The following is a 24,772-nucleotide window of genomic DNA, read 5'->3' as shown; positions in this document are numbered from 1 at the left end:
TAATTTTGAAGGTTTTTCACTTCCTTTTTTTAAATTAGAAAATAAAAATTTAAAAACACTTTAGAAATTACAAATATCATTTTAGTTTATGATGATAGGTGTATTATTGTTGCTTATATTTATTATATTTGTTTATATAATTGATAAATTTAATCTTTTTTATATGTATTTTGCAAGACGAGAAGATGTAAAAATTTATAAAAAGGCGAAATTATAAAAAAGAAGATTTGTAAAAACTTCAAATGTGGTATAAAATAAATTTAGGTGCAAAAAGAATTTTTAATGTTTGATTTCTGGTAAATTATTTTAGATACAATGCAATATAAATATAAATCTCTTTATAAAAAGGATAAAAAATGAGATTTTTTCTTTCTCCTCCTCATATGAGCGGTAATGAATTAAAATATATCGAAGAAGTTTTTAAGAGTAATTATATCGCCCCTTTGGGTGAATTTGTAAATCGTTTTGAAAAAAGTGTTAAAGAATATAGCAAGAGTGAAAATGCCTTAGCACTTAACTCTGCTACCGCAGCTTTACATTTGGCTTTAAGAGTTGCAGGTGTGGAGCAAAATGATATAGTTTTAGCTTCATCTTTTACTTTTATAGCTTCGGTAGCACCTATTTGTTATCTTAAGGCAAAACCTATTTTTATAGATTGTGATGAAACCTATAATCTTGATATTACGCTTTTAAAACGTGCCATTAAAGAATGTGAGAAAAGACCAAAAGCTCTTATTTTAACTCATCTTTATGGAAATGCTGCAAAGATGGATGAGATCATGCAAATTTGTAGTGAAAATAATATTATTTTAATCGAGGATGCCGCTGAAGCTTTAGGAAGTTTTTATAGGGAAAAAGCTTTAGGAACATTTGGAGAATTTGGGGTTTATTCTTATAATGGCAATAAAATTATTACAACTTCAGGTGGTGGTATGCTTGTTGGTAAAAATCAAGAAAAAGTCGAAAAAGCTAGATTTTATAGCACTCAAGCAAGAGAAGATTGTTTGCATTATGAACATTTAGATTATGGATATAATTATAGATTAAGTAATGTTTTAGGAGCTATTGGTCTAGCGCAAATGGAAGTTTTAGAACAAAGAGTGCTTAAAAAAAGAGAAATTTATAATTGGTATAAAGAATTTTTAGGAGATAAATTAACTTTTTTGGATGAATTAAAGGACTCTAGAAGCAATCGTTGGTTAAGCACTGCTTTGATTGATTTTGATACAAAAGAGCTTAATTTATATGAAAAGAATATAAATATTTCTCAAAAAAATATACCTTTGCATCCAAAAATTTCTAAATTAATAGATGATTTAAAAAAGGAGCAAATTGAAACGCGTCCACTTTGGAAAGCTATGCATACTCAAGCAGTTTTTAAAGACTGTAAAGCTTATATTAATGGAAATAGTGAGTTATTTTTTCAAAAAGGAATTTGTTTGCCAAGTGGAACAGCTATGCAAAAAAATGATGTAAAAGAAATTTCAGAATTAATCCTTAAAAGTATAAAGGAATAATATGGATTTTTATAAGAGTAAAAGATTAATCTTTTTTTTATGTTTTGATATTGTTTTATTTTCTCTTTCTATATATCTAGCTTTCTCTTTGCGCTTTAGTGGAGATATTGCAAATATTTTTTATCAAGGCATGCTTAAAGCAGGAGTTATTTTACTTTTTTTGAAAATAGCTTTTTTATTTATTTTTAGAATTTATAAGGTTGCTTGGAGATTTTTTTCTTTAAGCGAGGCAAGAAAAATTTTCTTTGCTTTGGCTTTGGCTGAATTTTGTTTTTTAATTATTTTTTATTTTTTTAGTGATTTTTTTAATCCTTTTCCAAGAAGTGTAATAGGGATTGATTTTGTAATATCTTATATGTTCATAGGAACTTTAAGAATTAGTAAAAGAATGCTTGTAGATTTTAAATCTTCCAAGGCTAAGCAAGAAAATCCTTGTATTGTTATAGGAGCAACTTCTAAAGCTTTGCATTTATTAAAGGGAGCAAGAGAAGGAAGTTTGGGGTTTTATCCTGTTGGGGTAATTGATGAAAGAAAAGAACTTATAGGAACTTATTGTGATAAATTTATTGTTCAAGATAAAAGCAAAATCAAAGAATATGTTCAAGATGGTATTAAAACTGCCATTATCGCATTAAAATTAGAGCAAGAATCTTTAAAAAAACTTTTTGAAGAATTAATAGATTACGGCATTATAGATGTTAAAATATTTTCTTTTACTCAAAATAAAACTAGAGATATTAGCATAGAGGATCTTTTAGCTAGAAAACCAAAAGATTTAGATGATGGTGCTGTAGCAGCATTTTTAAAAGATAAAGTTGTATTGGTAAGTGGAGCAGGTGGTACCATAGGAAGCGAGCTTTGCAAACAATGTATTAAATTTGGTGCGAAACATCTTATAATGCTTGATCATAGCGAATTTAATCTTTATAAAATCAATGAGGAATTACAAAATTTTAAAGAAAAAATTACTCCTTTAATGATGAGTATTTTAGATCATGATTCTCTTGATAAGGCATTAAAGACATATCAACCTGAACTGATTTTGCATGCTGCTGCTTATAAACATGTTCCACTTTGTGAGCAAAATCCTTATGCTGCTGTGATTAATAATATAGTAGGAACAAAAATTTTAATTGATAGTGCTAAAACTAATGGTGTTAAAAAATTTGTAATGATTAGTACAGATAAAGCTGTACGTCCAACGAATGTCATGGGCTGCACTAAAAGAGTTTGTGAGCTTTATACATTAAGTTCTTCAAGTCCTGATTTTGAAGTTGCTTGTGTGCGTTTTGGTAATGTTTTAGGTTCAAGTGGAAGCGTTATTCCTAAATTTAAAGCCCAAATTGAAAATGGAGAAGCATTGACTTTAACTCATCCTGATATTGTACGTTATTTTATGCTTGTAAATGAGGCTGTGCAACTTGTTTTACAAGCCGGAGCTATTGCTAAAGGTGGAGAACTTTTTGTACTAGATATGGGAAAACCTGTTAAGATTATGGATTTGGCCAAAAAAATGCTTTTGCTTTCAAATCGTCCAGATTTGGAAATTAAGATTGTAGGGCTTAGAAAAGGAGAAAAGCTTTTTGAAGAACTTTTAATTGATGAAAATGATGCTAAAACAAAATATGAAAGTATTTTTGTAGTTAAAAATGAAAAAATCGATTTGAATATTTTAAATTCGCAAATTGAGAGACTTAAGCAAAATAAAGATATAATTAGTCTTTTAAAAGAAATTGTACCCGAATTTAAACATAATGCTGGAGGTAATTAAACATGTTTATTAAAGACATGCAAAGATTTGAAGATAATCGATATAAAGCTAGAGCCTATATGACTTATATTTTAACAAGAAATTTACCCAATAAGCTTCCAGATATTCGTCTTGAAAGCATACGTGCTGCTTTGGATAAAATTGAGCACGATATTTCAGTTTTTGATGCTTTGTATATACTTGATACTTCAGGAAGGCAAATTGGAAATGCTATCGCATTAAAAAAAGAATATGAGACGGGAGATGGAGAGGATAAAAGCTCAAAAGCTTATTTTTATAGAGCTGTTAATCTTAAACGATGCACTCTTAGCGATCCTTATCCTTCGGTTTTAAATAGTGAATTATGTGTTACAGCTTCAATGCCTATTTATGATAATAAAGATAATTTATTATTTGTTGTTTGCATTGATATCAGTTTAGCAAATATTTTAAAAATGATTGAAACTGGCTATTCTGAAACTATTTTTACATATTTTAGTCGTATAGTTTATTTTTGCTTTGCTATAGTTTTATTTATCATTACTTGTTTTTTATTTCAAAAAGGCTTATTTAGTTTATTTCATCCCAAGGGAGAGGTTGGAATACAGGTTATTTTTCAAAGCACCATCGCTATAACTTTGGCTTTGGCTATTTTTGATTTAACAAAAACAATTATAGAAGAAGAGGTTTTTGGAAAAACAAAAAAAGAGATTAATGGAATTCAAAAAACCATGGTGAGATTTTTGGGCTCCATTATCATTGCTTTGGCTATAGAAGCTTTAATGCTTGTTTTCAAGCTTGTCTCAAGTGATTTATCACAAATGCTTTATGTATTTTATCTTATTGGAAGTATTAATCTTCTTTTAATAGGACTTAGTATATATTTATTTGCAGTAAAATATAAGAATAATTAAGGAAAAAAATGTTATAATTATTTTTTATAAGTTTAATAAAATTTTGAGAAAAACAATAGCAAAATAAATTTTTGAAAGGACAAATTGTGAAATTGTTAGTTGTTGATGACAGTTCTACCATGAGAAGGATTATTAAAAATACCCTAACAAGACTTGGACATAATGATGTTCTTGAGGCTGAACATGGAGTTGAGGCTTGGGATTTACTTGTTAAGAATGAAGATGTTCAAGTTTTAATTACTGATTGGAATATGCCAGAAATGAATGGTTTAGAGCTTGTCAAAAAAGTTCGTGCTGAAAAAAAATATGAAGATATGCCAATTATTATGGTAACTACAGAAGGTGGTAAAGCAGAGGTAATTACTGCTTTAAAAGCTGGCGTTAATAATTACATCGTTAAGCCTTTTACTCCTCAAGTATTAAAAGAAAAACTTGAAGATGTTTTAGGAACAGGTTCTAATGAGGCTTCAGCTGAATAAAAATAAAGCCTTTTTTATGGCGTTATAATGCAAAAAATTTATTATGAATTATTTTTTAAAGTAGATAAACAATATAAAAATTTATTTCTTGATTTTGTTTTTGATTTAGGCATTGAAGCTATAGAAGAAAAAAATGAAGGTATTTATATACGTTCAAATGAGAGTTTAGAAGAAATCTCATGGGCTCTTGAGATTTTTTCTCAAAAATTGAAAGAAAAATTTAATACAAAAAAAGATATCCTCTACGATAAAACTATTAAAGAAAAAGAAAATAAAAATTGGATAGAAGAATATAAAAAAAATATCAAACCTATTTTAATTGATCAAATTTATATTCATACTACTTGGCAAGAAGAAAAGCAAAATTGCATTAATATAAAAATAAATCCCGCCTTAGCTTTTGGTTCGGGCCATCATGAGAGTACTTATGCTTGTATAAAATTTTTACAAAAATTTGCAAAAAAAGATGATCTAGTTTTGGATTTGGGCTGTGGTAGCGGGATTTTGGGCATTGTAATGTCTAAATTGGGATGCAAGGTTGAAATTTGCGATACTGATGAGTTGGCTATCCATAGTTCTTTAGAGAATGCAAAACTTAATCAAATTTGTTTTGAAAATTCATGGAAGGGCTCTATTGAACAAGCAAAACATAAATATAATTTAATTGTAGCCAATATTATTGCAGATGTTATTTTGATTTTAGAAAAAGATATTAAAAAACATTTAAAAGATAATGCTATACTTATATTGTCTGGAATTTTAGATAAATATCAGACAAGAGTTAAAGAAAAATTTCAAGATTTAGAGCTTATTGATGAAATTAAAATCAATGAATGGTGCTCTTTTGTATTTAAAAATAAAAAGGAAATATAATGAATAATTCTTCTAACAATAAAGGTAATCCGCAAAATAATGGTTTTTTTAATAAAAATCCTATTTTTATTTTTGCGGTTTTTGCTATTGCAATAATAGTAATTTTTAAAGGATTATTTGATGGAAATACTTCATTTAGCGGCATGTTAAATGGTAGGGAAACTCATAAAAATATTCCTTATTCTGAACTTAAGAAATTAATAGAGGGTGGCCAGATTAATCAAGTTAGTATAGGGCAAACTACCATAAAAGCCGTATCAAGTGCACAAAATACTGTTTATAGTGCAAAGAAGGTTAATGATCCAGAACTTGTAAGTTTGCTTGATAGTAAAAATATTGCTTATGGAGCTTATTCTGAAACAAATTGGTTTACTGATATATTGTTTTCATGGGTATTGCCTGTGTTTATTTTTTTCGGTATTTGGATGTTTTTGGCTAGTCGTATGCAAAAAAACATGGGGGGATCTATTTTAGGCATAGGAAGTTCTAAAAAATTAGTCAATTCTGAAAAACCAAAAGTAAAGTTTAATGATGTTGCAGGTGTTGAAGAAGCTAAAGAAGAGGTTAAAGAAATCGTTGATTTTCTAAAGTATCCTGAAAGATATATTAAACTCGGGGCTAAAATTCCAAAAGGTTTATTGCTTGTCGGGCCTCCAGGCACAGGTAAAACTTTACTTGCAAAAGCAGTTGCTGGTGAGGCGGATGTTCCATTTTTTAGTGTTTCTGGTTCTTCTTTTATTGAAATGTTTGTAGGTGTAGGTGCATCTCGTGTAAGAGACTTGTTTGAAAATGCAAAGAAAGAAGCTCCTGCTATTGTCTTTATTGATGAAATTGATGCAATAGGAAAAAGCCGTGCAGCTAGCGGTATGATGGGTGGAAATGATGAAAGAGAGCAGACTTTAAATCAGCTTTTAGCTGAAATGGATGGCTTTGGAACAGAAAGCTCTCCTGTTATTGTCTTAGCTGCAACAAATCGTCCAGAAGTTTTAGATGCTGCACTTTTAAGACCAGGTAGATTCGATAGACAAGTTTTGGTAGATAAACCTGATTTTAAAGGTAGATGTGATATTTTAAAAGTACATATGAAAGATGTTAAAATTTCCCCTGAGGTAAAAGTTGAAGATATTGCAAGATTAACTGCAGGGCTTGCTGGTGCAGATTTGGCTAATATTATTAACGAAGCTGCATTATTAGCAGGAAGAGATTCTAAAAAGCATGTAGAACAAAATGATCTTGTAGAGGCAGTTGAGAGAGCTATAGCTGGGCTTGAAAAGAAATCACGTCGTATTAGCGATAAAGAGAAAAAAATTGTAACCTATCATGAATGTGGCCATGCTTTAATAGCAGAAACTACAAAAGGTGCAAAAAAAGTAAGTAAAGTATCTGTTATTCCAAGAGGTTTAGCAGCTTTAGGTTATACACTTAACACTCCTGAAGAAAATAAATTTTTAATGCAAAAACATGAATTAATCGCAGAAGTTGATGTGCTTTTAGGCGGTAGAGCGGCTGAAGAAGTGTTTATTGGAGAAATTTCAACAGGAGCAAGTAATGATTTAGAAAGAGCCACAGATATTATAAAAGCTATGATTTCGATGTATGGTATGAGCGAAATTGCAGGTTTGATGGTTTTAGAGAAACAAAGAAATACTTTTTTAAGTGGTGGGCAAACTATTAAAGATTATTCTGAAAAAACAGCAGAATCTTTAGATGAATATGTTAAAAAAACTTTAGATGAGCGTTATAAGGATGTTAAAAATACACTAAGCGCATATAAAGGTGCTATTGAAACTATGGTTGCAGCTCTTTATGAAGAAGAAACAATAGAAGGTACAAAGGTGCGAGAAATTATTAAAAACTATGAAAAAGAAAACAATCTTTCAAGTCGTTTACAAGAGATTGAAGAAAATACTAAAGAAGAAAAATAATGAAATATATTACAAAAGAAGGTTATTTTAGTATAAGTTTGATTATATTTTTAATCATATTATTTTGGATTTTAAATAGCTTTTCTTTTGTACTTTTTTTGTTATTATTAATATTTTTATTTATTTTTAGAAATCCAAATCGTATTCTAATTTGTCATGATATAAAAGCAATTTTGTCCCCTATAGATGGACAAATTGTGCAAATAGAAAATACTGTTAGAAAAGATTTTGGAGAGTGTGTAGAAATAAGTATTGTCAATTCTTTTTATAATGCGGGTTCTTTTTATGCTCCTTTTGAAATGAATATTGAAGAAATTAAATACAGATATGGACTTTTTTTGGACAAAGAAAGTCAAAATTTGAATTTTTTAAAAGAAAAAATTACTATAAATGCTGTAAATAATTCATCTAAAATACTTTTGGAAATTTATGCTGGAAATTTAGGAAAAAAAATAAGACTCGATAATATTTCTCATAGTCTAAAAGTTGGAGATAGATTAGGTTTTTTGATTAATGGAAAGATAAAACTTATACTTCCAAAAAATATACGCATACAGGCAGGACTTGGTGATGAAATAAAATCTGGATCTTTATTGGGTTATTTGATTTAAGGAGATTGTTATGAATAGCAATAAACCGCAATTTGTTTATATTTTACCAAACCTTTTTACTGCTGCTTCTATTTTTTTAGGTGTTATCTCTATCATTAGTTCTATACAGGGAAATTATTATAAGGCTTTAATTTATATTATTTTTTCTTTAATTTGTGATGGGCTTGATGGAAGGGTAGCTAGATTAACAAAAACTACTTCAAAATTCGGAATTGAATTTGATTCTTTAGCTGATTTGGTTGCTTTTGGTGTTGCTCCTGCCATACTTTTTTATATGGCAATAGGTTCTGAGTATGGAAGATATGGCTCTTTAATTGCAGCTTTTTTTGTAGTTTTTGGTGCTATACGTTTAGCAAGATTTAATGTAACAACTGGAACTTATGAGCCTTCTGTTTTTATAGGACTCCCTATACCTACAGCAGCTGTTGTTAGCTCTATTTGGACTTATAGTTATCACCATTATGACTTTTTAAAAACTTATGGAGTTGCCTTTTTAATTTTACAAGCAATTTTAGGTTTATTAATGGTGAGTAATATACGTTATCCAAGTTTTAAAAAATTAGATTTTAATCGATCTAGTGTTTTAAAAGTATTAATTATATTAATAATTATATTTTCATTTTTATATCTTTATCCTCTTAGAAGTTTAATTACTTTAGCGAGCTTATATGTTCTTTATGGTATTATACGAGCTTTTTATACGATTATTTATTCTAAATTTAAAAGAAATTAAGTATAAAATTTAGCAATATCTATACATTCTTTATTGCTAAATCCAGCTTTTAGTCTTGCATTTATATTAAGTTTTTTTCCAGCAAGAGAAAATTGATGAAATAAATTACAAATATCTAAAAAATTATATTGTTCTTTATTTGAAAATTTCCACCAATAATCCCCTTTTTTTACATGTTTGATTTCATCATTTAAAATAATAGTTAGAATTTCCTTTAATAAATTTTTTATAGGATGATTTGAACTTTCAAGTTTGGCAACAACAAATGGATTTGCATCGAGTCCTTTTGCTTCTAAACCACGATGAACCACACCCATTCTAAAATTTAAAGAATTTTGAGTTGCTTTTAGTGCAGCTTCTAAATTATCATGTACACTAAAATCTCCGTATTTAAAGCCAAGTTCTTTTAATGTTGAATTTAATAAATTAAAATGTTTAATTTCTTCTTCGGCAACTTCTAGCCAATCTTTATAAAATTGTTCAGGTAAATTTTTAAAACGATAACTTGCATCTAAGGCTAAATTAATTGCACTAAATTCAATATGTGCTATGGAATGAATCATTTTGGCTAAGGAATGAGTAGAATTAAGAAATTTTGGACGTCTGATTTTTGTTGGATGGGTAAGTTTTAAATTGGAATTTATATTTTCTTTGAAAATACTATTTTGGTTGTGATTAAAAACAATTTTTTTGCTTTTAAAATTATCGTAAAAATCAGAGAATTGGTTAAATTTTTCTTCAATATTTTGTTCGTATAAAATTTTTTCTAAATTAAAAAAGAATTCTTGATGCATTTTTATCCTAAAATTTTATTTTTAATTATATTTAAAAAAAATAAATTTTGTTATAATGTTAATTTTTAGATTGGAAAATGAAAATGAAAGTATTAAGCGAAGAAGAAAAAAAAGTTATTTTATTAAAGGCGACTGAAGCTCCTTTTAGCGGAAAGTATAATGATTTTTATGAAAAAGGGATTTATCTTTGCAAACAATGTGGTTCTAAACTTTATAGATCAGAGGATAAATTTAAATCAGGATGTGGTTGGCCAAGTTTCGATGATGAAATTTTAGGAGCTATAAAAAGAATTCCAGATAAAGATGGTATACGTACAGAAATAGTGTGTTCAAATTGTGATGCACATCTTGGTCATGTCTTTGAAGGGGAAGGTTTTACAAATAAAAATGTTAGACATTGCGTAAATTCGATTTCATTGGAATTTGTAAAAGGTTAATTGTGCTACTAAATTTGAGTTCTGAAATTTATTTAATATTTTTTTCTAGTATAACTTTACTTGCTATTTTAAATCCCTTTGGCAATTTAACTCAATTTTTATCTATGAGCGATGGTTTACCTTTAAACCTTAGAAAAAAATTATTTAGATATATACTTTATACAGCATTTGTTATTATGCTTGTATTTTTATTTTTAGGCCCTTTATTTATGAAATATATTTTTCGTATTTCATTGGACGAATTAAGAGTTTCTGGAGGTTTGGTTTTAATTATTATGTCGATTAAAAATTTACTTTTTTCTGCAAAAATGATTATGAAAGATTTTAGTTTTTATCAAGAAATGGATGATAGAGAAATCTTACGTCAAAGTTTAATTCCTATGGCTTTTCCTATGCTTGTTGGTCCAGGAGCTTTAGCGAGTGTTGTAGTAATTTCTGGAGATTGTGGTATTGACATAGCTCTTGGAGGTATTGTTATAGCTTTTATTTTTATGTTTGTTTTGTTTCATTTTGCAGCGACTATAGAAAAGATAGTTGGAAAACTTATTTTACATATTTTTTCTCGAATTGCTCAAGTATTTATTGCTGCTATGGGATTTAAAATGATTGTAATTGGACTAAAGGATATTTTTCATTTATAAATTTTGATTTTTTAAATCTTTAAAATTTTTAAAGCCACTTTCTTGGCAACATTTTTCTTCTATAATCTTTAGAAATTCCTTCCTAGGAATATTTTTTGCTCCCATAAAATCTAGATGTTTGTTATAAATTTGACAATCTATTATAAAATTGTAAGGTGATAAAAGATTGCAAAGCTTTATCATTGCTATTTTTGAAACATTTTTTTTTAAACTAACCATACTTTCTCCAAAAAAAATTTTTCCTATAATTAGCCCGTAAATACCTCCTACAAATTCATCATGATCATATAATTCTAAAGAATGAACGTATCCTAACTGAAAAAGAGTATTATATGCTTGGATAAAATCATCATTAATCCAACTTTGAGATCGTGCATTTTTACAAGAAGTGATTAGTTTTAAAAAATTATGATCAAGTCTTACTTCATAAAGATTTAAAAATTTTTTCATATTTTTTTGTATATGAATAGCTTTGGGTTCTAGTATGCATCTGGGATCAGGACACCACCAAGTAACCGGATTACTAGTCCATGGAAAAAGTCCAAAGCGATAAGCTTTTAAAATAAAATCTGCCTCTAATCTTGCACTTAAAAATACAGGTGCATCCTTAGGGGCTTTTAATAATTCAGAATATAAATTCAAGTTGTCCATTTTTCTTAAGTTTAATCTTAACTACCCCACCTTGTTTGAGTTTTCCAAAAAGAATTTCATCGCTAATTTTTTCTCCAATTTCTTCGCAGATAATACGCTTAAGCAATCTTACACCAAATTCTTTATTGTAAGCTTTTTTAGCTAAATGGATTTTGGTTTTTTCATCAGCGATAATTTTAATATTTTTTAAATTTGTAGAAATTTCATCTAATTCTTTTTGTACAATTTTTGACAATATCTCATCATTTAAATCATTAAAATGTAATATTTTATCAATTCTATTAATAAATTCAGGAGCAAAAAAGTCTTTTATAGCACGATCACTTTTTGATTCATTTTTGCTTAAAAATCCCAATTCATTACTTTCTTTTAGACCTAAATTAGATGTCATTATAATAATAGTATTTTTAAAATCTATTTTGAGTCCACTATTGTCTGTAAGTTCAGCATTATCAAATATTTGCAAAAAAGTATTACTTAAATCAGGATGGGCTTTTTCTATTTCATCGAAAAGTACTAAGCTAAAAGGATTTTTTCGTATCGCATTGCTTAAAAGTCCTCCATCTTCATAGCCAATATAGCCAGCAGGAGAGCCTATAAGTTTGCTAAGAGAGTGTTTTTCTGCGTATTCACTCATATCAAAACGTTCTAAATTAAGTCCTAAAAATTCTGCTAAAGTTTTGCAAAGTTCTGTTTTTCCAACTCCGCTAGATCCGGTAAATAAAAAAATTCCTCTTGGAGAATTAGAGTTTTTAAATCCAGCAAAACTTTGTTTTAATGTGGATACTAATTGATCAATAATCTCATCTTGTCCAAAAATTTTTGTTTTTAAATTTGTTTTTAAATTAGCTAAAGCTTTATTATGATCAAATTCAAACATTTTGTGATGTCGAGTCATTTTAGCTAATACTAGTTCTAAATCTTTAAGAGTAATATTTTTTTTATTTCTAGGATTTAAGGCAAAAGATGCTCCAAGTTCATCAATAAGATCTATAGCGCTATCTGGTAAATATTTGTCATTGAAAAATTTCTTACCCCATATAACCGCTTGTCTAAGAATTTCATCATTTAATTTTATTTGATGAAATTTTTCATATTTTGTTTTTAGTCCTTGTAAAATTTGAAAAGCTTCTTCTTGATTTGGTTCATCTACATTGATTTTGGCAAAACGACGACTTAAAGGCTTGTTTTTGTCAAAAGTGTTTTTATATTCCATATAGGTAGTGGCTCCTATACATTTTAGACTACCATTGCTGAGTGATGGTTTTAAAAGATTTGAAAAATCAGCATGCGATTCTCCTGTTGCTCCAGTTCCGACTATAGTGTGAATTTCATCAATAAACAAGATTGCATTAGGTATTTTATCGAGTTCATTTAGAATTTCTTTAATGCGTTTTTCAAAATCTCCACGATATTTTGTTCCAGAAAGTAATCCGGTCATATCTAAGCTGAAAATTTGAGCATTTTGTAATTTTTTAGGAACTTTTTTTTCTATAATAGCAAGAGCAAGTCCTTCAATAATAGCTGTTTTACCAACTCCAGCTTCGCCAACTAAAATAGGATTATTTTTTTTACGACGAGATAAAATTTGCAATATTCTTTCAAGTTCAAATTTTCTACCTATCAGAGGATCTATTTTTCCTTGTTTTGCTAAAAGTGTTAGATTATTTGTATAAGAATTTAAAATTTCTATTTGAGTGTATTGTCTTAATTCTTGTATTTTTTCTAGACTAATATCGTATTTTTTTAATAAATAATTCGATATTGTTCTTTCATCTTGTAAAATTTTTTCTAAAAAGTCAATGATTTTCATTTCGGCAAAATTATCTGCTAAAATTTCATCTAAAATAATGGAATTATTAGGTGTGACTTCTTGATTTAATACTTCATTATTTTTTGCTATATAGTTTTTTAGTTCTTCTTCAAAAATTTCTAAATCTTTATCTGTACATTCTTTAAAAATTGTTTTAAAATCTGTACTTAATTTGACTAAGGCAAAAAGTAAATGTTCACAAGTTGTAAATTCGTGTCTATTGATAAAACTTAAATGTCTAGCGTGATCGAGATATTTTTGTAAATTTTCTTGATATTTCATTCTTCTTCTACTTTTACTTTTAAAGGAAAATTTGCCATTTGGGCAGCCTCAAAAACTTTTTTTTGTTTCGAAAGTGCTATTTCTTGTGTATAAATACCACATATTCCACTACCATTTAGATGAACTTCTAGCATAATTTTACTTGCATTTTCAAAATTATGATGAAAAATATTCATTAAAATTTCTATAACAAAATCCATAGTAGTTATATTGTCATTTAACAATATAACCTTAAACATTTTAGGTTCTTGGAGTTTGCTCTGTTCTAAAGTTTTAACTTTTGGCATTATTTTTCTTTATAAATTCTATTTAGATCATCTTGGATTAATTGGGTCGGAATCTTTCCAAGATAAAAATTTACAGGAGCATTGTTGTTCCAGTAATCACTAAGATTTTGATAAATTCCATTTTTTATAACAACTTTAAAAGGTAATTGTTCCATGCTTTGATAATTAATATCTTTTAAAATTTGAGCAATAATGCGATCATTTTGAGAACTATTACTTAAAAAATAATAAGCTCCATAATCATTAGCAAATTTTTTTACAACATCATCACTAACATCTTCAAAGTGTGTTAGACCGATAATAATGAGTTTATCTGAATTATTTCTCCAAAGATTACTAAGATTTAAAGCTTCTTCTTTGCAAGGGGTGCAAAAAGTGCCGAAAAAATCAATCATTAAAACCTTATTTTCTTCTCCTTTAACAACAAATCCTTTGTCTGTTCGAATAAGAGTTTTAGTACCTCCATTGATATTTTTTAGGACAATTTTATCTCCTTTTTTATATTCTTCAAACATATAATCATTTTTTATATTTTCTTCGTGAGAGCAAGCATTAAGAAAAAAAATAATACTCGCGCAAATTAGAGTTAAAATTTTTTTCATTTTATACTATCCCTTTATTGATATTTTTTAAAGCCATTTTAGCATCTAAATCAGCTTGTTTCTTTTTTAGGGTTTCGCGCTTGTCATGTAAATTTTTGCCTTTAACTAAAGCTAAAGTTGCTTTGATTTTATTTTTATTATTAAAATAAAGATCTAATATGACAAGTGTATAACCTTCAATACTAACTCGACCAAAAAGTTTATCAATTTGCTTTTTATGCATCAATAGCTTTCTGGCACCTCTTTCTTCATGTTTGTAAAAAGCATGAGTAGTGTTTAATAATGCAATATGAGCATTTAAAAGAAAAAGCTCCCCTTTAATAATGCGAACAAAAGAATCTTTCAAATTAGCTCTTCCAGCACGTAAGGCTACTACTTCGCTACCCTTAAGAACAATACCAGCTTCAAAACGTTCTATAATGTTATAATTAAACAAAGCTTTTTTATTTCTAGCAATAATTTTCACTTGCAAACCTTAAAAACACTACTTCCGCTTCCACTTAAAAAATATTGATTTTCTAAATAATTTAGCATTTTAGGATATAAAGATACACAAGGAGTAAATAAATCATTAAGCTCGAAGTTTTTATAGATTTGAAGAATTTCTTTAGTACTTAAATTTTCATATATTTTGGCTTGTTTAAGATTAAGTTCAAAATCGTATTTTTTTTTATCAAATTCCTTATAAACTTCGTTTGTGTCGCAAAAAATTTGAGGAAAAGTCCAATTAATATGTGGAATTTCATCCTCAAAAGCATCAATGATTTCTCCACATCCCTTAACATTTGCAGAATGAAATCCGCTTAAAAAAAAGGCAATATCGCTTCCTAGTTTTATACTTAAATTAATTAGTTCTTGTGTAGATAATTTTAAATTTAAAGTTTCATTGATTAAAATTAAAAAACTAGCACAATTACTACTTCCACCGCCAAGTCCAGCACCTGTTGGTATATTTTTTATAAGTTTTAGACTTTTATTTTTAAATAATTCTTCAAGTTCTTTTTTGTAACCATAGTTGCATAGTAAATGATAAGCTTTTTTGATAATATTATTTTCGCAATAAAAATCACTTATGATTTCAAAGCCTTCTTGGGTCTTCTCATTACTTAAATAAAGCTCATCGTAAAGATCTTTAAGTAAAATAAAACGAGAAATTAAAAGATGATATCCTCGGGTATCCAATCCTACGATTTTTAAAAAAATATTTGCTTTGGCGTATGCTTTCATTTAATTAATTTTTTACTAAGATCATCTAGGCTGATATCATTTTGAACCACAGAATGTAAATTTTCATCTTTAATTTGAGTCATTAATTCTTTTCTTAAAATCATTAACGATTTTGGAGCATCAATACCTATTTTTGCATAGCCTTTTCCGGTTTGCACTATCTTGATTTCTATGCCATCACCAATAATAATACTTTCATTTTCTTTTCTTGATAATATTAACATTTTTCAACCTTATTTAAAAGATATTTTACCTTATTTTCATTAATATTAATAATGCTAAAATATTTTTCATTTTCTATATAGTAACTTCCACTATCTTGATATTTAAGATCGTTTAAATTTAACTTAGTCCCATTTTCAAGCTTATTTAAATCCCAAATAAAATTAGGTTTTAAATCAAGATATTCTAACACATTAATTTCTTTTTCATTATTATAAACAAATTTTCCTTCTTTTATGCGTTCTAATGAACTTAAGGTAGCATTAATGCCTAATTTTTGAGCAAAAATTTCACAATAAGATCTTATATAAGATCCTTCGCTAACACTAATTTCGATATTTAAAAAAGGATGATTATAATGTAAAATTTTACAAGAAAAAATTTCCATTGTGCAAGACTTTAATTTGACAATTTCTCCTTTTTTTGCGAATTCATAGGCTCTTTTTCCTTCGATTTTTTTAGCGCTAAATTGAGGAGGAAAATAATCAATTAAACCCAAAAGTTCTTTGCTGATTCTTTCAAGAGTTGAGAAATTAAAAGGTTTTAAAGTTTTTATCTCTTGTATGTTTTTATTATCAAGACTTAAAGATTTTACACCAAGCCATATGGTTGCTCGATAAATTTTTGGAGTTTTTTTTAAAAATTGAAAAAGTTTAGTGTATTGTCCAAAAGCAACAATTAAAATACCTTTAGCAAAAGGATCTAAAGTTCCAGAATAGCCTGCTTTTTTATTATTATATTTTTTCTTTAATTGGTTTAAAAAATGATTGGAACTTATTTCTGCAGGTTTAAATGCAGCGAAAATTCTATTCATATTACACCTTCTACAAAACTTGATAAAATTGTACGCTCTATACCACCAAAATTGATTTTTAATCTTTCTTCTTTACCATTTTTAATAACACTTGTAATTCTTCCTATTCCAAAAATTTTATGTTTTACCAAATCACCTTTTTTATAATTTGATGTGTTTTTTTGAGAGGTAAAATAAGAAGATTTGCTTTTGCTAAGTCTACTTTCTTCCAAAAATCTACTAGGAAAAAGTTTGGTTCTTGATCCACGATAAAATCTTGAGCTAGAGACACTTAAATGAAGTTGTTTTTTTGCTCTTGTTATTGCAACATAAGCAAGGCGTCTTTCTTCTTCTATATCTGAATTATCTACTGGAAAAAATCCTTCTTCAAGACCTATAATAAAGACGTGATCAAATTCTAAGCCCTTACTTGCATGAACGCTCATGATATAAATGCAATCACTATCTAGGCCATCTTGATCACTTAAAAGCGAAATTTCATTTAAAAAATCATTTAATTTGAGATTTTCATCTTGTTTAATTTTATCATTAAGATTGGCATAAAATTCGCTGATATTAGCAACTCTATCTTCTGCATCAATTTGTTCTTTGTAAAAATCTTTTAATTTAATTTTTTCTTCAAATTGCTCAATAAGTTGTTTTAAATTTTGACATTCTAATAATTCATGGATAATATTAATAAATTTTTGTATCTCACGATTTGTTTTTTTTGAACTGATAAGATTAGGATTACATAATGCTTCAAAAAGAGAAATTTTTTCTTTTTTAGCATATTCTTCAAATTTTTTTATACTGCTTTCTCCGATACCTCTTTTTGGGCGATTAATAATGCGTTTTAATGAAAAATCATCTTCGGTATTAGCAAGAAAACGAAGATAGGCAATTAAATCTTTAATTTCCAATCTTTCATAAAAACGCATGCCGCTAAGTAGTTTATAGGCAATTTTTTCACGCATAAAAGCTTCTTCGATGGCTCTAGAGAGTGCATTGACTCGAAATAATACAGCGATTTCATTTGAGGGGGTATTATTGTTAAGTAGTTCTTTGATTTTTTTACAGATAATATCACTTTCTTTTTTTTCATCATCGCTATAGAAAATGTTTATTTCTTCTCCATGATCTTTAGTGCAAACTAAAGTTTTACCTAGTCTTTTTTTATTATGCTCAATTAAAATATTTGCAGCATTTAAAATTGATCCTACAGAACGATAATTTTGTTCTAATTTTACAAGCTTAACATTATCAAATTGGTTTTGAAAATTTAAAATATTTTCTATTTTAGCACCTCTCCAGCCATAAATACTTTGATCATCATCTCCTACAACGCAGATATTTTCATGAGAGGTGCAAAGTTTTTTTAAAATTTTATACTGCAAAGTATTAGTATCTTGATATTCATCAACGGTTATATATTGATAAATATTACTTTGAGTTTTGGCAAATTCTAGATCATTCTCTAAAATTTGATAAGGTAAAAGCAACAAGTCGTCAAAATCAACAAAATTATACTTCAAAAGATAATCTTGATATTTTTGATAATATTTTGCATAAGTTTTATCTGAATTTTCTATAGTTTCTAAATCTTTTAAAATTTCATTAGAGTTTTTGGCAATATTTTTACAAGTAGAGATAAAATGTAAAATAGTAGAGATATTTTCTTTGGAATCATCAGCTATTTCTTTTAAGATTTTTTTTGCATCGTCGCTATCTATGACAATAAAATCATTTTTTCGATTAAGTTTTTCAATATGCATTCTTAAAAACATTAACCCAAATTTATGAAAAGTGCACAAAAGTGGATTAGAATAACTATTGATCAGAGCTAAGGCTCTTGTTCTCATTACGCTTGCTGCTTTATTGGTAAAGGTTAGAGTTAAAGTATTTGAAGCTGGAATTCCAACTTCTTTGATAAGATGGGCTAGGCGAGTTGTGATAGTTTTTGTTTTGCCACTACCAGCACCTGCTAAAATAAGCATAGCACCATCAATATGAGAAGCTGCTTCTATTTGACTAGGATTTAAACCTTTAAATAAATTCATTTTTTTAAAAGATTTAAATTGTTTGGGTTTTGTAAAAAAATATTTTTAGAATTTTGTAAATTCTGTTTATTTTTGCGCTTATAAAAACTAAAATTAACAAAGATAACGCTATTTTCTACTTGAATTTGAGTGATAGCTCCAAGATCAACTTTAACAAAGCTATCAAAATCATCTGGGCCAAAACCGGCGTGAAATTGTATATATTCTTTTTCTAATTCTATAGAGCTAAAAGTATAACCACCTAAAACAAAAAGTGCATAAGGATTTTTTTTAACATCTAATTCTGGTGGCAAAATAGGATTAAAGTCTATAAATTGGGTATTGGCAACTATTGAGAATTCTATATTGTTTTGAATTAAATTTTGTATGACATGAAAACAATTTTCTTGCATTAAATTGATAAAATTTTCATTTTTTAAAATTGATTCTAGCATTATAACTCCATAAATTCATCAATAATTTGTTTGATTTCCATGATGCCAATTTCCCAAAAATTTTCATTTTCTATATCAAGGCCAAACATTGAAACAAGTTCTTTTGGACTAACACTTCCTCCTAAAGAAAGCATTTTTATATAAAGTTCTTTAAAATTTTTCTTTTCCTTTCTTTTGTAAAGTCCATAAAATGCTAGCACTAAAAGTTGTGCATAGGCATAAGCATAGCAGTAAAATGGGGTATGGATAAAATGTGGGATATAGCTCCACCAAAGTGCATAATTTTTTGTTAAATCTACACTTTCTTTAAACATTTTTTGAGATTCTTCCATCCAAATTTTAGAAATTTCTTCACTATTTAATTCATGTTTATAGCTATGAATACGTCTTTCAAAACAAGTAAAATTAATTTGTCTATAAAGTGTGGCAAAAATATCTTCAATTTTTGCAGCATAAAGAGCAATGAGCTCTTCTTTTTTTAATTTATTTTTAATATAATCAAAAACTAGCATTTCTGCAAAAACTGAAGCTGTTTCAGCTGTTGTTAGCGGTGTATCTTGATTTAAAAAAGATACATTATAAGATAATTTTTGATGGATAGTGTGTCCTAGCTCATGTGCTAGAGTAAAAAGGTCTCTTCTTTTATTAGTGTAATTAAGCAAAATAAAAGGATGAGAATCTGGTGTAGCAGAATGAGAGAAAGCTCCTCCTTGTTTTCTATCTTTAGGGTAAACATCGATCCATCCTTGTTCAAAGGCTTCTTTTGCAATATCTCCAAAAATAGGTGAAAAATCATAAAAAGCCTCTAGGACAATTTTTTTGCTTTCTTCAAAACTAAAATTCACTTCTTTTCCAATTGGAGCATAACGATCATAGTCTTTTAATGTATCAAATCCTAAAATTTGTTTTTTCTTTTTATAAAAACGCTCTACAAGTAAGAAATTTTTTTGAGTTATTTTTATAAGAGAATCAACGCTTTTTTTAGAAATTTGATTTTTTAAATGTCTTGGAGTTTCTGCGTCTTCATAGCCACGTAAAATGCAAATATTTTTAAGTTCTGTTTTTATCATATTAAGAATAAAGGTAAGTAAATTTATATTTTTATTTAAAGCTTTGGTAAATTTTTTTGCTGCCTTTTTTCTAATTTTTCTATCATGATCATATAATTTGCTTAAAATTTCTTCTTCGCTTAATTTTTGATCTTCAAAAGATATTTTTAAAGAACTCATACTCTCATCAAAAAGACGGCTAAAAGCATTTGCTCCGGTATTAGACATATAAAGCATTACACGTTCTTCTTTTTGGCTTAAATTATATCTTTTATTTTTGATTAAATTTGTAAGATAAAAATGATAATCCTCGCAAAATGTTATAAATTCTTTAGCTTTATTTTCATTTATCATGCAAAATTCAAGTTCAAAAAATAATAAATTTTCTTCAGCTTTTTGACATTCTTGTTCATATTGAGCATAAAAAGAGCCTTTGGAAGTATCTTTTGCAAAGCATAAATAAGCATAAGTCATTATTTTATTAAGTTTTAAATTTAAATTTTCATATTCTTTAAGAGTGTTTAAAAATTGTGCTGGAGTAAGAGATTCTAGTTTATTTTCATATTTTTTTTTAAACAACTCTGTTTCATTAATACAACAAGATGTGTAATTTTCTAATTCTTTGTCATTTTGAAAAAGTATGCTAAGATCCCATTGAGTCATCTTTTTTCCTTAGTTTTCTAAAATTAATTTTTTTAAAACAGCCATTCTAATCGCAACACCATTTTTTACTTGTTTTAAAATTAAAGTTTTTTGATCCCTCATAACTTCATCGCTGATATCAATATTTCTATTAACAGGGCCAGGATGAAGTAAAATAAGTTTCTTATTTTTTATAAGTTTGGAATTAATACAAAAATCATTAGCATAATCTTTTAGTGATGCATAAACTATCTTTTCATGTCTTTCAACTTGAGTTCTTAAACTCATTATAATATCGGCCTCTTCAATTAATCCTTCATTTAAATGATAAGATTTAGGCAAGGATGAATTGGGCATAAAATGGGGTGGAGCAACTAAAGTAATTTTTACACCAAAACGACTTAGAAGTTCAATATTAGAAGAAGCAACGCGAGAATTTTTTATATCTCCAACTATTAGAATTTTTTTATTTTCAATGTCTCCTTGAAAATGTTCATAAATGGTAAATAAATCAAGCAAGGCTTGTGTAGGATGTGCATGCTTTCCATCTCCACCATTGATAACTGGGCAATGAACACATGAAGATAAGATATAGGGCGCCCCAGAATTCGCATGTCTTATAATGATAGCATGAGGATGCATTGCATCTAAATTTGCAGCAGTATCATAAAGCGTTTCACCTTTGCTCGAGCTTGATCTTGAAACGTCTAAGCGTAAAACTCTTGCTCCTAGTCTTCGAGCTGCGCTCTCAAAAGATGAAAGAGTTCGAGTTGAGTTTTCAAAAAAAATAGTCGTAATGCTTTTTTCTTTAAGAAAATCTCTAGGTTTTTCATCTAAAAACTCTTTAGCTTCCTTAAAAAGCTTTATAATCTCATTATTGCTAAAATCTCTTGTTGTAATAAGATGTTTCATGATTGCCTCGCCAAAAATTAAAACAAAAATTTTTAAAGCTAATAAAATATTTTTAATTTTATCGAAATTTTTCTTAATATTTATAAATTTTTATTATATTGATTAATGCAGTGTAAATTTATTTTTAGTTATAATAATTAGGTTTTTATTTTAAAACTAAAAGGATTTTTTATGTATCTATTCACTTCAGAAGTCGTAAGCGCTGGTCATCCTGATAAATGCGCTGATATAATCGCTGATACAATAGTGGATATACTCTTGAAAAATGACAAAAATTCAAGGGTGGCGAGTGAGGTTTTTGTCGCAGGAAATAAGATTGTGATTGGAGGAGAAGTAAAATCAAATCACAAACTCAATAAATCTGATTACGATAATTTAGTTAGAGATGTTTTAAGAAATATTGGTTATGATGGAGCAGGGCATTTTAGCAAAGAACAATGCTTGCATCCTGATGAAATTGATGTTATGGTATTTTTAAATGAACAAAGTCCTGATATCAATCAAGGTGTTGATCAAGAAGATGGAGAAACGGGAGCTGGAGATCAAGGTATAATGTTTGGTTTTGCAAGTTGTGAAGCTGATGAATATATGCCTGCAGCTATTTCTTATGCAAGAATGCTTTGTGATAAGGTTTATGCTTATGCAAAAGCTCATCCACATGAACTTGGAGTAGATATTAAAACTCAAGTGACCATTGATTATGGTACAAAAGAGAATTTTGAAAATTGTATGCCACAAAGCATTCATACTATAGTTGTTTCAGCTCCTTGCGTGGAAAGCATGAAGATTGAAGATTTAAGATCTTTAGTAATGAAACTTATTTTAGATACGAATTTACCAAAAGAACTTTTTAATCCAGAAAAAACTAGAATTCTAATCAATCCTACTGGAAAATATGTTAATCACTCTTCATTACATGATAGTGGTTTAACTGGAAGAAAGCTTATTGTGGATAGTTTTGGCGGATATTCTCCAATCGGTGGAGGTGCGCAATCAAGCAAAGATTATACTAAGGTTGATCGTAGCGGACTTTATGCAGGAAGGTGGCTTGCTAAAAATATTGTAGCAGCTAAACTTGCGAAAAAATGTATTGTTCAATTAAGTTATGCCATAGGTGTTGCAAGACCAACTTCCGTAAGCGTGGATTGCATGGGAACCAATACTAGTGTGAGTGATGAGGTTTTGAGTGATTTTGTAATGGAAAATTTCTCTTTAACACCTAATTGGATACGTGATAAATTTGGACTTGATAAGCCAAGTAAAGAAACTTTTTTATATGCTGATGTTGCAGCTAGAGGACAAGTTGGTCAGAAAGATTATCCTTGGGAAAAGCTAGATGCATTAGAGCAATTTAAAAGCCTAAAAAAATAAAAGTCCTTAAAAAGGGCTTTTACCCTTACCTATTTTTAAACCAAATTCTTATACAATACCTCCCTTATAAATAAATTTATCATATTAAGGACTCTCACCATGCATAACCCCAACTCAGCTGTAGAAAGAATTAAAAATCATTTAGCTTATAAATTAGGTCAAACTATGATTGAATATGATAAAAATGGCGGGGGGGGGTATTTAAGCTTATTTAAAAAACTTTATAACATTAAAAAACAACACAAAAAAGAAAAACAAATCTATCAAGAAACCATCAAAGTCTTTCCTACTCTTAAATATCCTGAATTAAAACAATGTCCTGACTATAATGAAGCTTTAAAATGCTATTTTCATTTATCTTACATGCTAGGCGAAGTATTAATAAAAGCAGATCAAGATAAATTTATAGGTGGTTATTTTAATTTAAATAAATATATTAAAAAAGCTAAAAAAGAATTTAAATTATTTCAAGATATTTTTAAAGAATTTGATCAAATTAATTCTAATATTATTAAAGCTATAGCAAATAACAAACAATTATTCTTAAAAGAATTTCCTAAAATAAAAAACCTATTAAATATTCATAAAGATTATACTCCTATTATAGATAATATCTTTCATAACTTTGATTATGTTACAAAGAATTTTAACCTTATAGAAGAATGGTTATTATCTAATGATTTTAATGAAAAATATAAAAAAGAAAACCATCCTTACCCATCTTTACTTGATCCTAAAAAACTTAATGATGAAAAAGAAGAAATAAACTATAAAAGCATACCTGCTGAACTTGCATGGGAAATGAATTTACCTTTACCGGATAATTATAAGTTTGTGTTTTTACTAATTCATGGAGCTGGAACTTCAGCTATGACTTATTATTTAAAATTATGCAATATAAATATGAATAGACACTATGGAGATCCTATTTATCAATATATAGATTCATATAAAATACTTTTAAGTGATTCTTATAATATTATCATATTAGCTGGCAGAGATTATGGCATGAAAAAAGAAATTTTTAAATTTTATTCTTTATTGCAAAAAGAAGTACCAGCTATTTGTGTAGTTAGAGATCCTATATCAACTTTAAAACATATAATCAATCATTTTGGAATTTTTGATCCAAAACAAATAAAAAATGATATAAAAATTTTTGAAAATTTTGATGAATTGTTTAATGTTAAGGTTTCTTATTGGCATGTTGATCAAAAAGGAAACATTGATTTGGAAAGATGTTTAAAAGATTTTTCTCAAGAGTATGATAATTATAATATTTTAAATGATAGAATTCAAATTAAAAATTTAACCAATATATTTTATATTTCTATGGATGATATTAAAACCGAAAATGCATTTTTTACTTTAAAAAAAATGTCAAAAATATTTAATTTTCAGGAGCCACAAGATTTATATGCTATTTTAAATTTTACAAATTCTGGTAATGATTATTCAGATTATTATTTTTTTCCAAAAAAATTTTATTTAACGAAAGATCAAAATCGAATATTTTTTTATTTAGAAAAAGAAAATGATAAAAATGACGATTTTGTAAATTGTATAAAATATTTTACAGATATAAAAATGTTTTATGATAAAAAAATTAGCGTATATTTAAAAAATACAGACTTTTTGAAGTTAAAAGATAATTTAATAGAATGGGATAAAATATGCCAATATTTTAAATTTTTTTTATTAAATTGGAAGATTTTTATATAAATGAAAGAAAAAAATTAAAAACAGAAAGAGA

General features: G+C 27.6%; 26 protein-coding genes. 13 read left to right on the top strand and 13 right to left on the bottom strand.

What is annotated here, in order from left to right:
- Window positions 1-88: 88 nt before the first annotated feature.
- The 9 genes from CMOL_RS07825 to pssA all read left to right on the top strand — a co-directional run bounded on the left by CMOL_RS07825 (window position 89) and on the right by pssA (window position 8,802).
- Window positions 89-217: a hypothetical protein gene (locus tag CMOL_RS07825; RefSeq protein ID WP_275583321.1), complete on the top strand. Its 129-nt coding sequence runs from the start codon at window positions 89-91 to the stop codon at window positions 215-217.
- A 139-nt stretch (window positions 218-356) separates the two neighbouring features.
- The gene (gene pglE, locus CMOL_RS04145) at window positions 357-1,517 is read left to right on the top strand and encodes a UDP-N-acetylbacillosamine transaminase (protein WP_239819837.1); all 1,161 of its coding nucleotides are present in this window, start codon (window positions 357-359) and stop codon (window positions 1,515-1,517) included.
- Between the two features lies 1 nt (window position 1,518).
- A complete protein-coding gene (gene pglF, locus CMOL_RS04140) occupies window positions 1,519-3,288 on the top strand; it encodes a UDP-N-acetylglucosamine 4,6-dehydratase (configuration-retaining) (protein WP_239819836.1) in 1,770 nt (589 codons plus the stop codon).
- A gap of 2 nt (window positions 3,289-3,290) precedes the next feature.
- Window positions 3,291-4,181, top strand: a complete 891-nt coding sequence (locus CMOL_RS04135) for a PDC sensor domain-containing protein (RefSeq protein ID WP_239819835.1) — start codon at window positions 3,291-3,293, stop codon at window positions 4,179-4,181.
- 86 nt (window positions 4,182-4,267) lie between these two features.
- Window positions 4,268-4,660 (top strand): chemotaxis response regulator CheY, encoded by a 393-nt coding sequence (locus CMOL_RS04130; RefSeq protein WP_137623456.1) that lies wholly within the window; start codon window positions 4,268-4,270, stop codon window positions 4,658-4,660.
- Window positions 4,661-4,687: 27 nt separating this feature from the next.
- Entirely contained in the window at window positions 4,688-5,533 is an 846-nt protein-coding gene (locus CMOL_RS04125; protein ID WP_239819834.1) for a 50S ribosomal protein L11 methyltransferase, read from the top strand.
- Window positions 5,530-7,458 carry an ATP-dependent zinc metalloprotease FtsH gene (gene ftsH / locus CMOL_RS04120; protein WP_200280599.1) on the top strand — a complete coding sequence of 643 codons (1,929 nt, stop codon included), beginning with the start codon at window positions 5,530-5,532 and terminating at the stop codon, window positions 7,456-7,458. The genes CMOL_RS04125 and ftsH overlap by 4 nt, the downstream gene beginning before the upstream one ends.
- Window positions 7,455-8,069, top strand: coding sequence for a phosphatidylserine decarboxylase (locus CMOL_RS04115; RefSeq protein ID WP_337202443.1), 615 nt, complete (start codon window positions 7,455-7,457; stop codon window positions 8,067-8,069). Before ftsH ends, CMOL_RS04115 begins: the two co-directional genes overlap by 4 nt.
- Before the next feature lie 10 nt (window positions 8,070-8,079).
- Window positions 8,080-8,802, top strand: coding sequence for a CDP-diacylglycerol--serine O-phosphatidyltransferase (gene pssA, locus CMOL_RS04110; RefSeq protein WP_239819832.1), 723 nt, complete (start codon window positions 8,080-8,082; stop codon window positions 8,800-8,802).
- On the opposite strand, the gene CMOL_RS04105 is transcribed toward pssA, so the two are convergent.
- The gene (locus CMOL_RS04105) at window positions 8,799-9,596 is read right to left on the bottom strand and encodes a ferritin-like domain-containing protein (RefSeq protein WP_200280358.1); all 798 of its coding nucleotides are present in this window, start codon (window positions 9,594-9,596) and stop codon (window positions 8,799-8,801) included. The two genes, pssA and CMOL_RS04105, sit on opposite strands and share 4 nt — an antisense overlap.
- 83 nt (window positions 9,597-9,679) lie before the next feature.
- Here CMOL_RS04105 and CMOL_RS04100 point away from each other — a divergent pair, with 83 nt between their 5' ends.
- Together CMOL_RS04100 and CMOL_RS04095 are read left to right on the top strand one after the other, a co-directional pair.
- Window positions 9,680-10,033, top strand: a complete 354-nt coding sequence (locus tag CMOL_RS04100; RefSeq protein WP_239819831.1) for a methionine-R-sulfoxide reductase — start codon at window positions 9,680-9,682, stop codon at window positions 10,031-10,033.
- A gap of 14 nt (window positions 10,034-10,047) precedes the next feature.
- Window positions 10,048-10,674 (top strand): MarC family protein, encoded by a 627-nt coding sequence (locus CMOL_RS04095; protein ID WP_200280606.1) that lies wholly within the window; start codon window positions 10,048-10,050, stop codon window positions 10,672-10,674.
- Here CMOL_RS04095 and aat read toward each other — a convergent pair.
- Genes aat through CMOL_RS04035 form a run of 12 tightly spaced genes read right to left on the bottom strand, consistent with a single transcriptional unit; the run spans window position 10,669 to window position 21,648 of the window.
- Window positions 10,669-11,325, bottom strand: a complete 657-nt coding sequence (gene aat, locus CMOL_RS04090) for a leucyl/phenylalanyl-tRNA--protein transferase (protein WP_239819830.1) — start codon at window positions 11,323-11,325, stop codon at window positions 10,669-10,671. The two genes, CMOL_RS04095 and aat, sit on opposite strands and share 6 nt — an antisense overlap.
- On the bottom strand, window positions 11,300-13,420 hold the full coding sequence (locus CMOL_RS04085; RefSeq protein WP_239819829.1) for an AAA family ATPase: 2,121 nt from the start codon (window positions 13,418-13,420) through the stop codon (window positions 11,300-11,302). Before CMOL_RS04085 ends, aat begins: the two co-directional genes overlap by 26 nt.
- The gene (locus CMOL_RS04080) at window positions 13,417-13,707 is read right to left on the bottom strand and encodes an ATP-dependent Clp protease adaptor ClpS (RefSeq protein WP_239819828.1); all 291 of its coding nucleotides are present in this window, start codon (window positions 13,705-13,707) and stop codon (window positions 13,417-13,419) included. Before CMOL_RS04080 ends, CMOL_RS04085 begins: the two co-directional genes overlap by 4 nt.
- Window positions 13,707-14,309, bottom strand: a complete 603-nt coding sequence (locus CMOL_RS04075) for a thioredoxin domain-containing protein (protein WP_239819827.1) — start codon at window positions 14,307-14,309, stop codon at window positions 13,707-13,709. Before CMOL_RS04075 ends, CMOL_RS04080 begins: the two co-directional genes overlap by 1 nt.
- Before the next feature lies 1 nt (window position 14,310).
- Window positions 14,311-14,775: an SsrA-binding protein SmpB gene (gene smpB, locus CMOL_RS04070; protein ID WP_239819826.1), complete on the bottom strand. Its 465-nt coding sequence runs from the start codon at window positions 14,773-14,775 to the stop codon at window positions 14,311-14,313.
- Window positions 14,772-15,536, bottom strand: a complete 765-nt coding sequence (locus CMOL_RS04065; protein WP_239819825.1) for a 4-(cytidine 5'-diphospho)-2-C-methyl-D-erythritol kinase — start codon at window positions 15,534-15,536, stop codon at window positions 14,772-14,774. Before CMOL_RS04065 ends, smpB begins: the two co-directional genes overlap by 4 nt.
- Window positions 15,533-15,760, bottom strand: coding sequence for a carbon storage regulator CsrA (csrA, locus tag CMOL_RS04060; RefSeq protein ID WP_200280398.1), 228 nt, complete (start codon window positions 15,758-15,760; stop codon window positions 15,533-15,535). Before csrA ends, CMOL_RS04065 begins: the two co-directional genes overlap by 4 nt.
- Window positions 15,754-16,572 carry a tRNA pseudouridine(55) synthase TruB gene (gene truB, locus CMOL_RS04055; protein ID WP_239819824.1) on the bottom strand — a complete coding sequence of 273 codons (819 nt, stop codon included), beginning with the start codon at window positions 16,570-16,572 and terminating at the stop codon, window positions 15,754-15,756. Before truB ends, csrA begins: the two co-directional genes overlap by 7 nt.
- Complete coding sequence (locus CMOL_RS04050; RefSeq protein ID WP_239819823.1) at window positions 16,569-18,611, bottom strand: ATP-dependent helicase; 2,043 nt, start codon at window positions 18,609-18,611, stop codon at window positions 16,569-16,571. Before CMOL_RS04050 ends, truB begins: the two co-directional genes overlap by 4 nt.
- Window positions 18,608-19,045: a hypothetical protein gene (locus CMOL_RS04045; protein WP_200280407.1), complete on the bottom strand. Its 438-nt coding sequence runs from the start codon at window positions 19,043-19,045 to the stop codon at window positions 18,608-18,610. The genes CMOL_RS04050 and CMOL_RS04045 overlap by 4 nt, the downstream gene beginning before the upstream one ends.
- The gene (locus CMOL_RS04040) at window positions 19,045-20,757 is read right to left on the bottom strand and encodes a M3 family oligoendopeptidase (RefSeq protein ID WP_239819822.1); all 1,713 of its coding nucleotides are present in this window, start codon (window positions 20,755-20,757) and stop codon (window positions 19,045-19,047) included. The genes CMOL_RS04045 and CMOL_RS04040 overlap by 1 nt, the downstream gene beginning before the upstream one ends.
- 9 nt (window positions 20,758-20,766) lie before the next feature.
- Window positions 20,767-21,648: an aspartate carbamoyltransferase catalytic subunit gene (locus CMOL_RS04035; protein ID WP_239819821.1), complete on the bottom strand. Its 882-nt coding sequence runs from the start codon at window positions 21,646-21,648 to the stop codon at window positions 20,767-20,769.
- Window positions 21,649-21,819: 171 nt separating this feature from the next.
- Here CMOL_RS04035 and metK point away from each other — a divergent pair, with 171 nt between their 5' ends.
- Window positions 21,820-23,019, top strand: coding sequence for a methionine adenosyltransferase (gene metK, locus CMOL_RS04030; protein ID WP_239819820.1), 1,200 nt, complete (start codon window positions 21,820-21,822; stop codon window positions 23,017-23,019).
- A gap of 99 nt (window positions 23,020-23,118) precedes the next feature.
- Window positions 23,119-24,741 (top strand): DUF2972 domain-containing protein, encoded by a 1,623-nt coding sequence (locus CMOL_RS07820; protein ID WP_275583320.1) that lies wholly within the window; start codon window positions 23,119-23,121, stop codon window positions 24,739-24,741.
- The last annotated feature ends 31 nt before the right edge of the window (window positions 24,742-24,772 follow it).

Origin of the sequence: Campylobacter sp. RM10537, from assembly GCF_022369435.1 — a bacterium.
Taxonomy (GTDB): Bacteria; Campylobacterota; Campylobacteria; order Campylobacterales; family Campylobacteraceae; genus Campylobacter_D; species Campylobacter_D molothri.
Note: the sequence above shows the minus strand (reverse complement) of the source record. Positions and strands in the feature narration are given on the sequence as shown.

What these genes read in the sequence shown, in the direction of transcription:
- CMOL_RS07820 (WP_275583320.1), top strand. Translation starts at nt 23,119, where the DNA reads ATGCATAACCCCAACTCAGCTGTAGAAAGAATTAAAAATCATTTAGCT.
- pssA (WP_239819832.1), top strand. Translation starts at nt 8,080, where the DNA reads ATGAATAGCAATAAACCGCAATTTGTTTATATTTTACCAAACCTTTTT.
- CMOL_RS04075 (WP_239819827.1), bottom strand. Translation starts at nt 14,309, where the DNA reads ATGAAAAAAATTTTAACTCTAATTTGCGCGAGTATTATTTTTTTTCTT.
- pglF (WP_239819836.1), top strand. Translation starts at nt 1,519, where the DNA reads ATGGATTTTTATAAGAGTAAAAGATTAATCTTTTTTTTATGTTTTGAT.
- CMOL_RS04100 (WP_239819831.1), top strand. Translation starts at nt 9,680, where the DNA reads ATGAAAGTATTAAGCGAAGAAGAAAAAAAAGTTATTTTATTAAAGGCG.
- CMOL_RS04045 (WP_200280407.1), bottom strand. Translation starts at nt 19,045, where the DNA reads ATGCTAGAATCAATTTTAAAAAATGAAAATTTTATCAATTTAATGCAA.
- aat (WP_239819830.1), bottom strand. Translation starts at nt 11,325, where the DNA reads ATGGACAACTTGAATTTATATTCTGAATTATTAAAAGCCCCTAAGGAT.
- truB (WP_239819824.1), bottom strand. Translation starts at nt 16,572, where the DNA reads ATGAATAGAATTTTCGCTGCATTTAAACCTGCAGAAATAAGTTCCAAT.
- CMOL_RS04080 (WP_239819828.1), bottom strand. Translation starts at nt 13,707, where the DNA reads ATGCCAAAAGTTAAAACTTTAGAACAGAGCAAACTCCAAGAACCTAAA.
- CMOL_RS04050 (WP_239819823.1), bottom strand. Translation starts at nt 18,611, where the DNA reads ATGAATTTATTTAAAGGTTTAAATCCTAGTCAAATAGAAGCAGCTTCT.
- CMOL_RS07825 (WP_275583321.1), top strand. Translation starts at nt 89, where the DNA reads ATGATGATAGGTGTATTATTGTTGCTTATATTTATTATATTTGTTTAT.
- CMOL_RS04105 (WP_200280358.1), bottom strand. Translation starts at nt 9,596, where the DNA reads ATGCATCAAGAATTCTTTTTTAATTTAGAAAAAATTTTATACGAACAA.
- CMOL_RS04085 (WP_239819829.1), bottom strand. Translation starts at nt 13,420, where the DNA reads ATGAAATATCAAGAAAATTTACAAAAATATCTCGATCACGCTAGACAT.
- csrA (WP_200280398.1), bottom strand. Translation starts at nt 15,760, where the DNA reads ATGTTAATATTATCAAGAAAAGAAAATGAAAGTATTATTATTGGTGAT.
- CMOL_RS04065 (WP_239819825.1), bottom strand. Translation starts at nt 15,536, where the DNA reads ATGAAAGCATACGCCAAAGCAAATATTTTTTTAAAAATCGTAGGATTG.
- CMOL_RS04035 (WP_239819821.1), bottom strand. Translation starts at nt 21,648, where the DNA reads ATGAAACATCTTATTACAACAAGAGATTTTAGCAATAATGAGATTATA.
- CMOL_RS04040 (WP_239819822.1), bottom strand. Translation starts at nt 20,757, where the DNA reads ATGACTCAATGGGATCTTAGCATACTTTTTCAAAATGACAAAGAATTA.
- metK (WP_239819820.1), top strand. Translation starts at nt 21,820, where the DNA reads ATGTATCTATTCACTTCAGAAGTCGTAAGCGCTGGTCATCCTGATAAA.
- CMOL_RS04135 (WP_239819835.1), top strand. Translation starts at nt 3,291, where the DNA reads ATGTTTATTAAAGACATGCAAAGATTTGAAGATAATCGATATAAAGCT.
- pglE (WP_239819837.1), top strand. Translation starts at nt 357, where the DNA reads ATGAGATTTTTTCTTTCTCCTCCTCATATGAGCGGTAATGAATTAAAA.
- CMOL_RS04125 (WP_239819834.1), top strand. Translation starts at nt 4,688, where the DNA reads ATGCAAAAAATTTATTATGAATTATTTTTTAAAGTAGATAAACAATAT.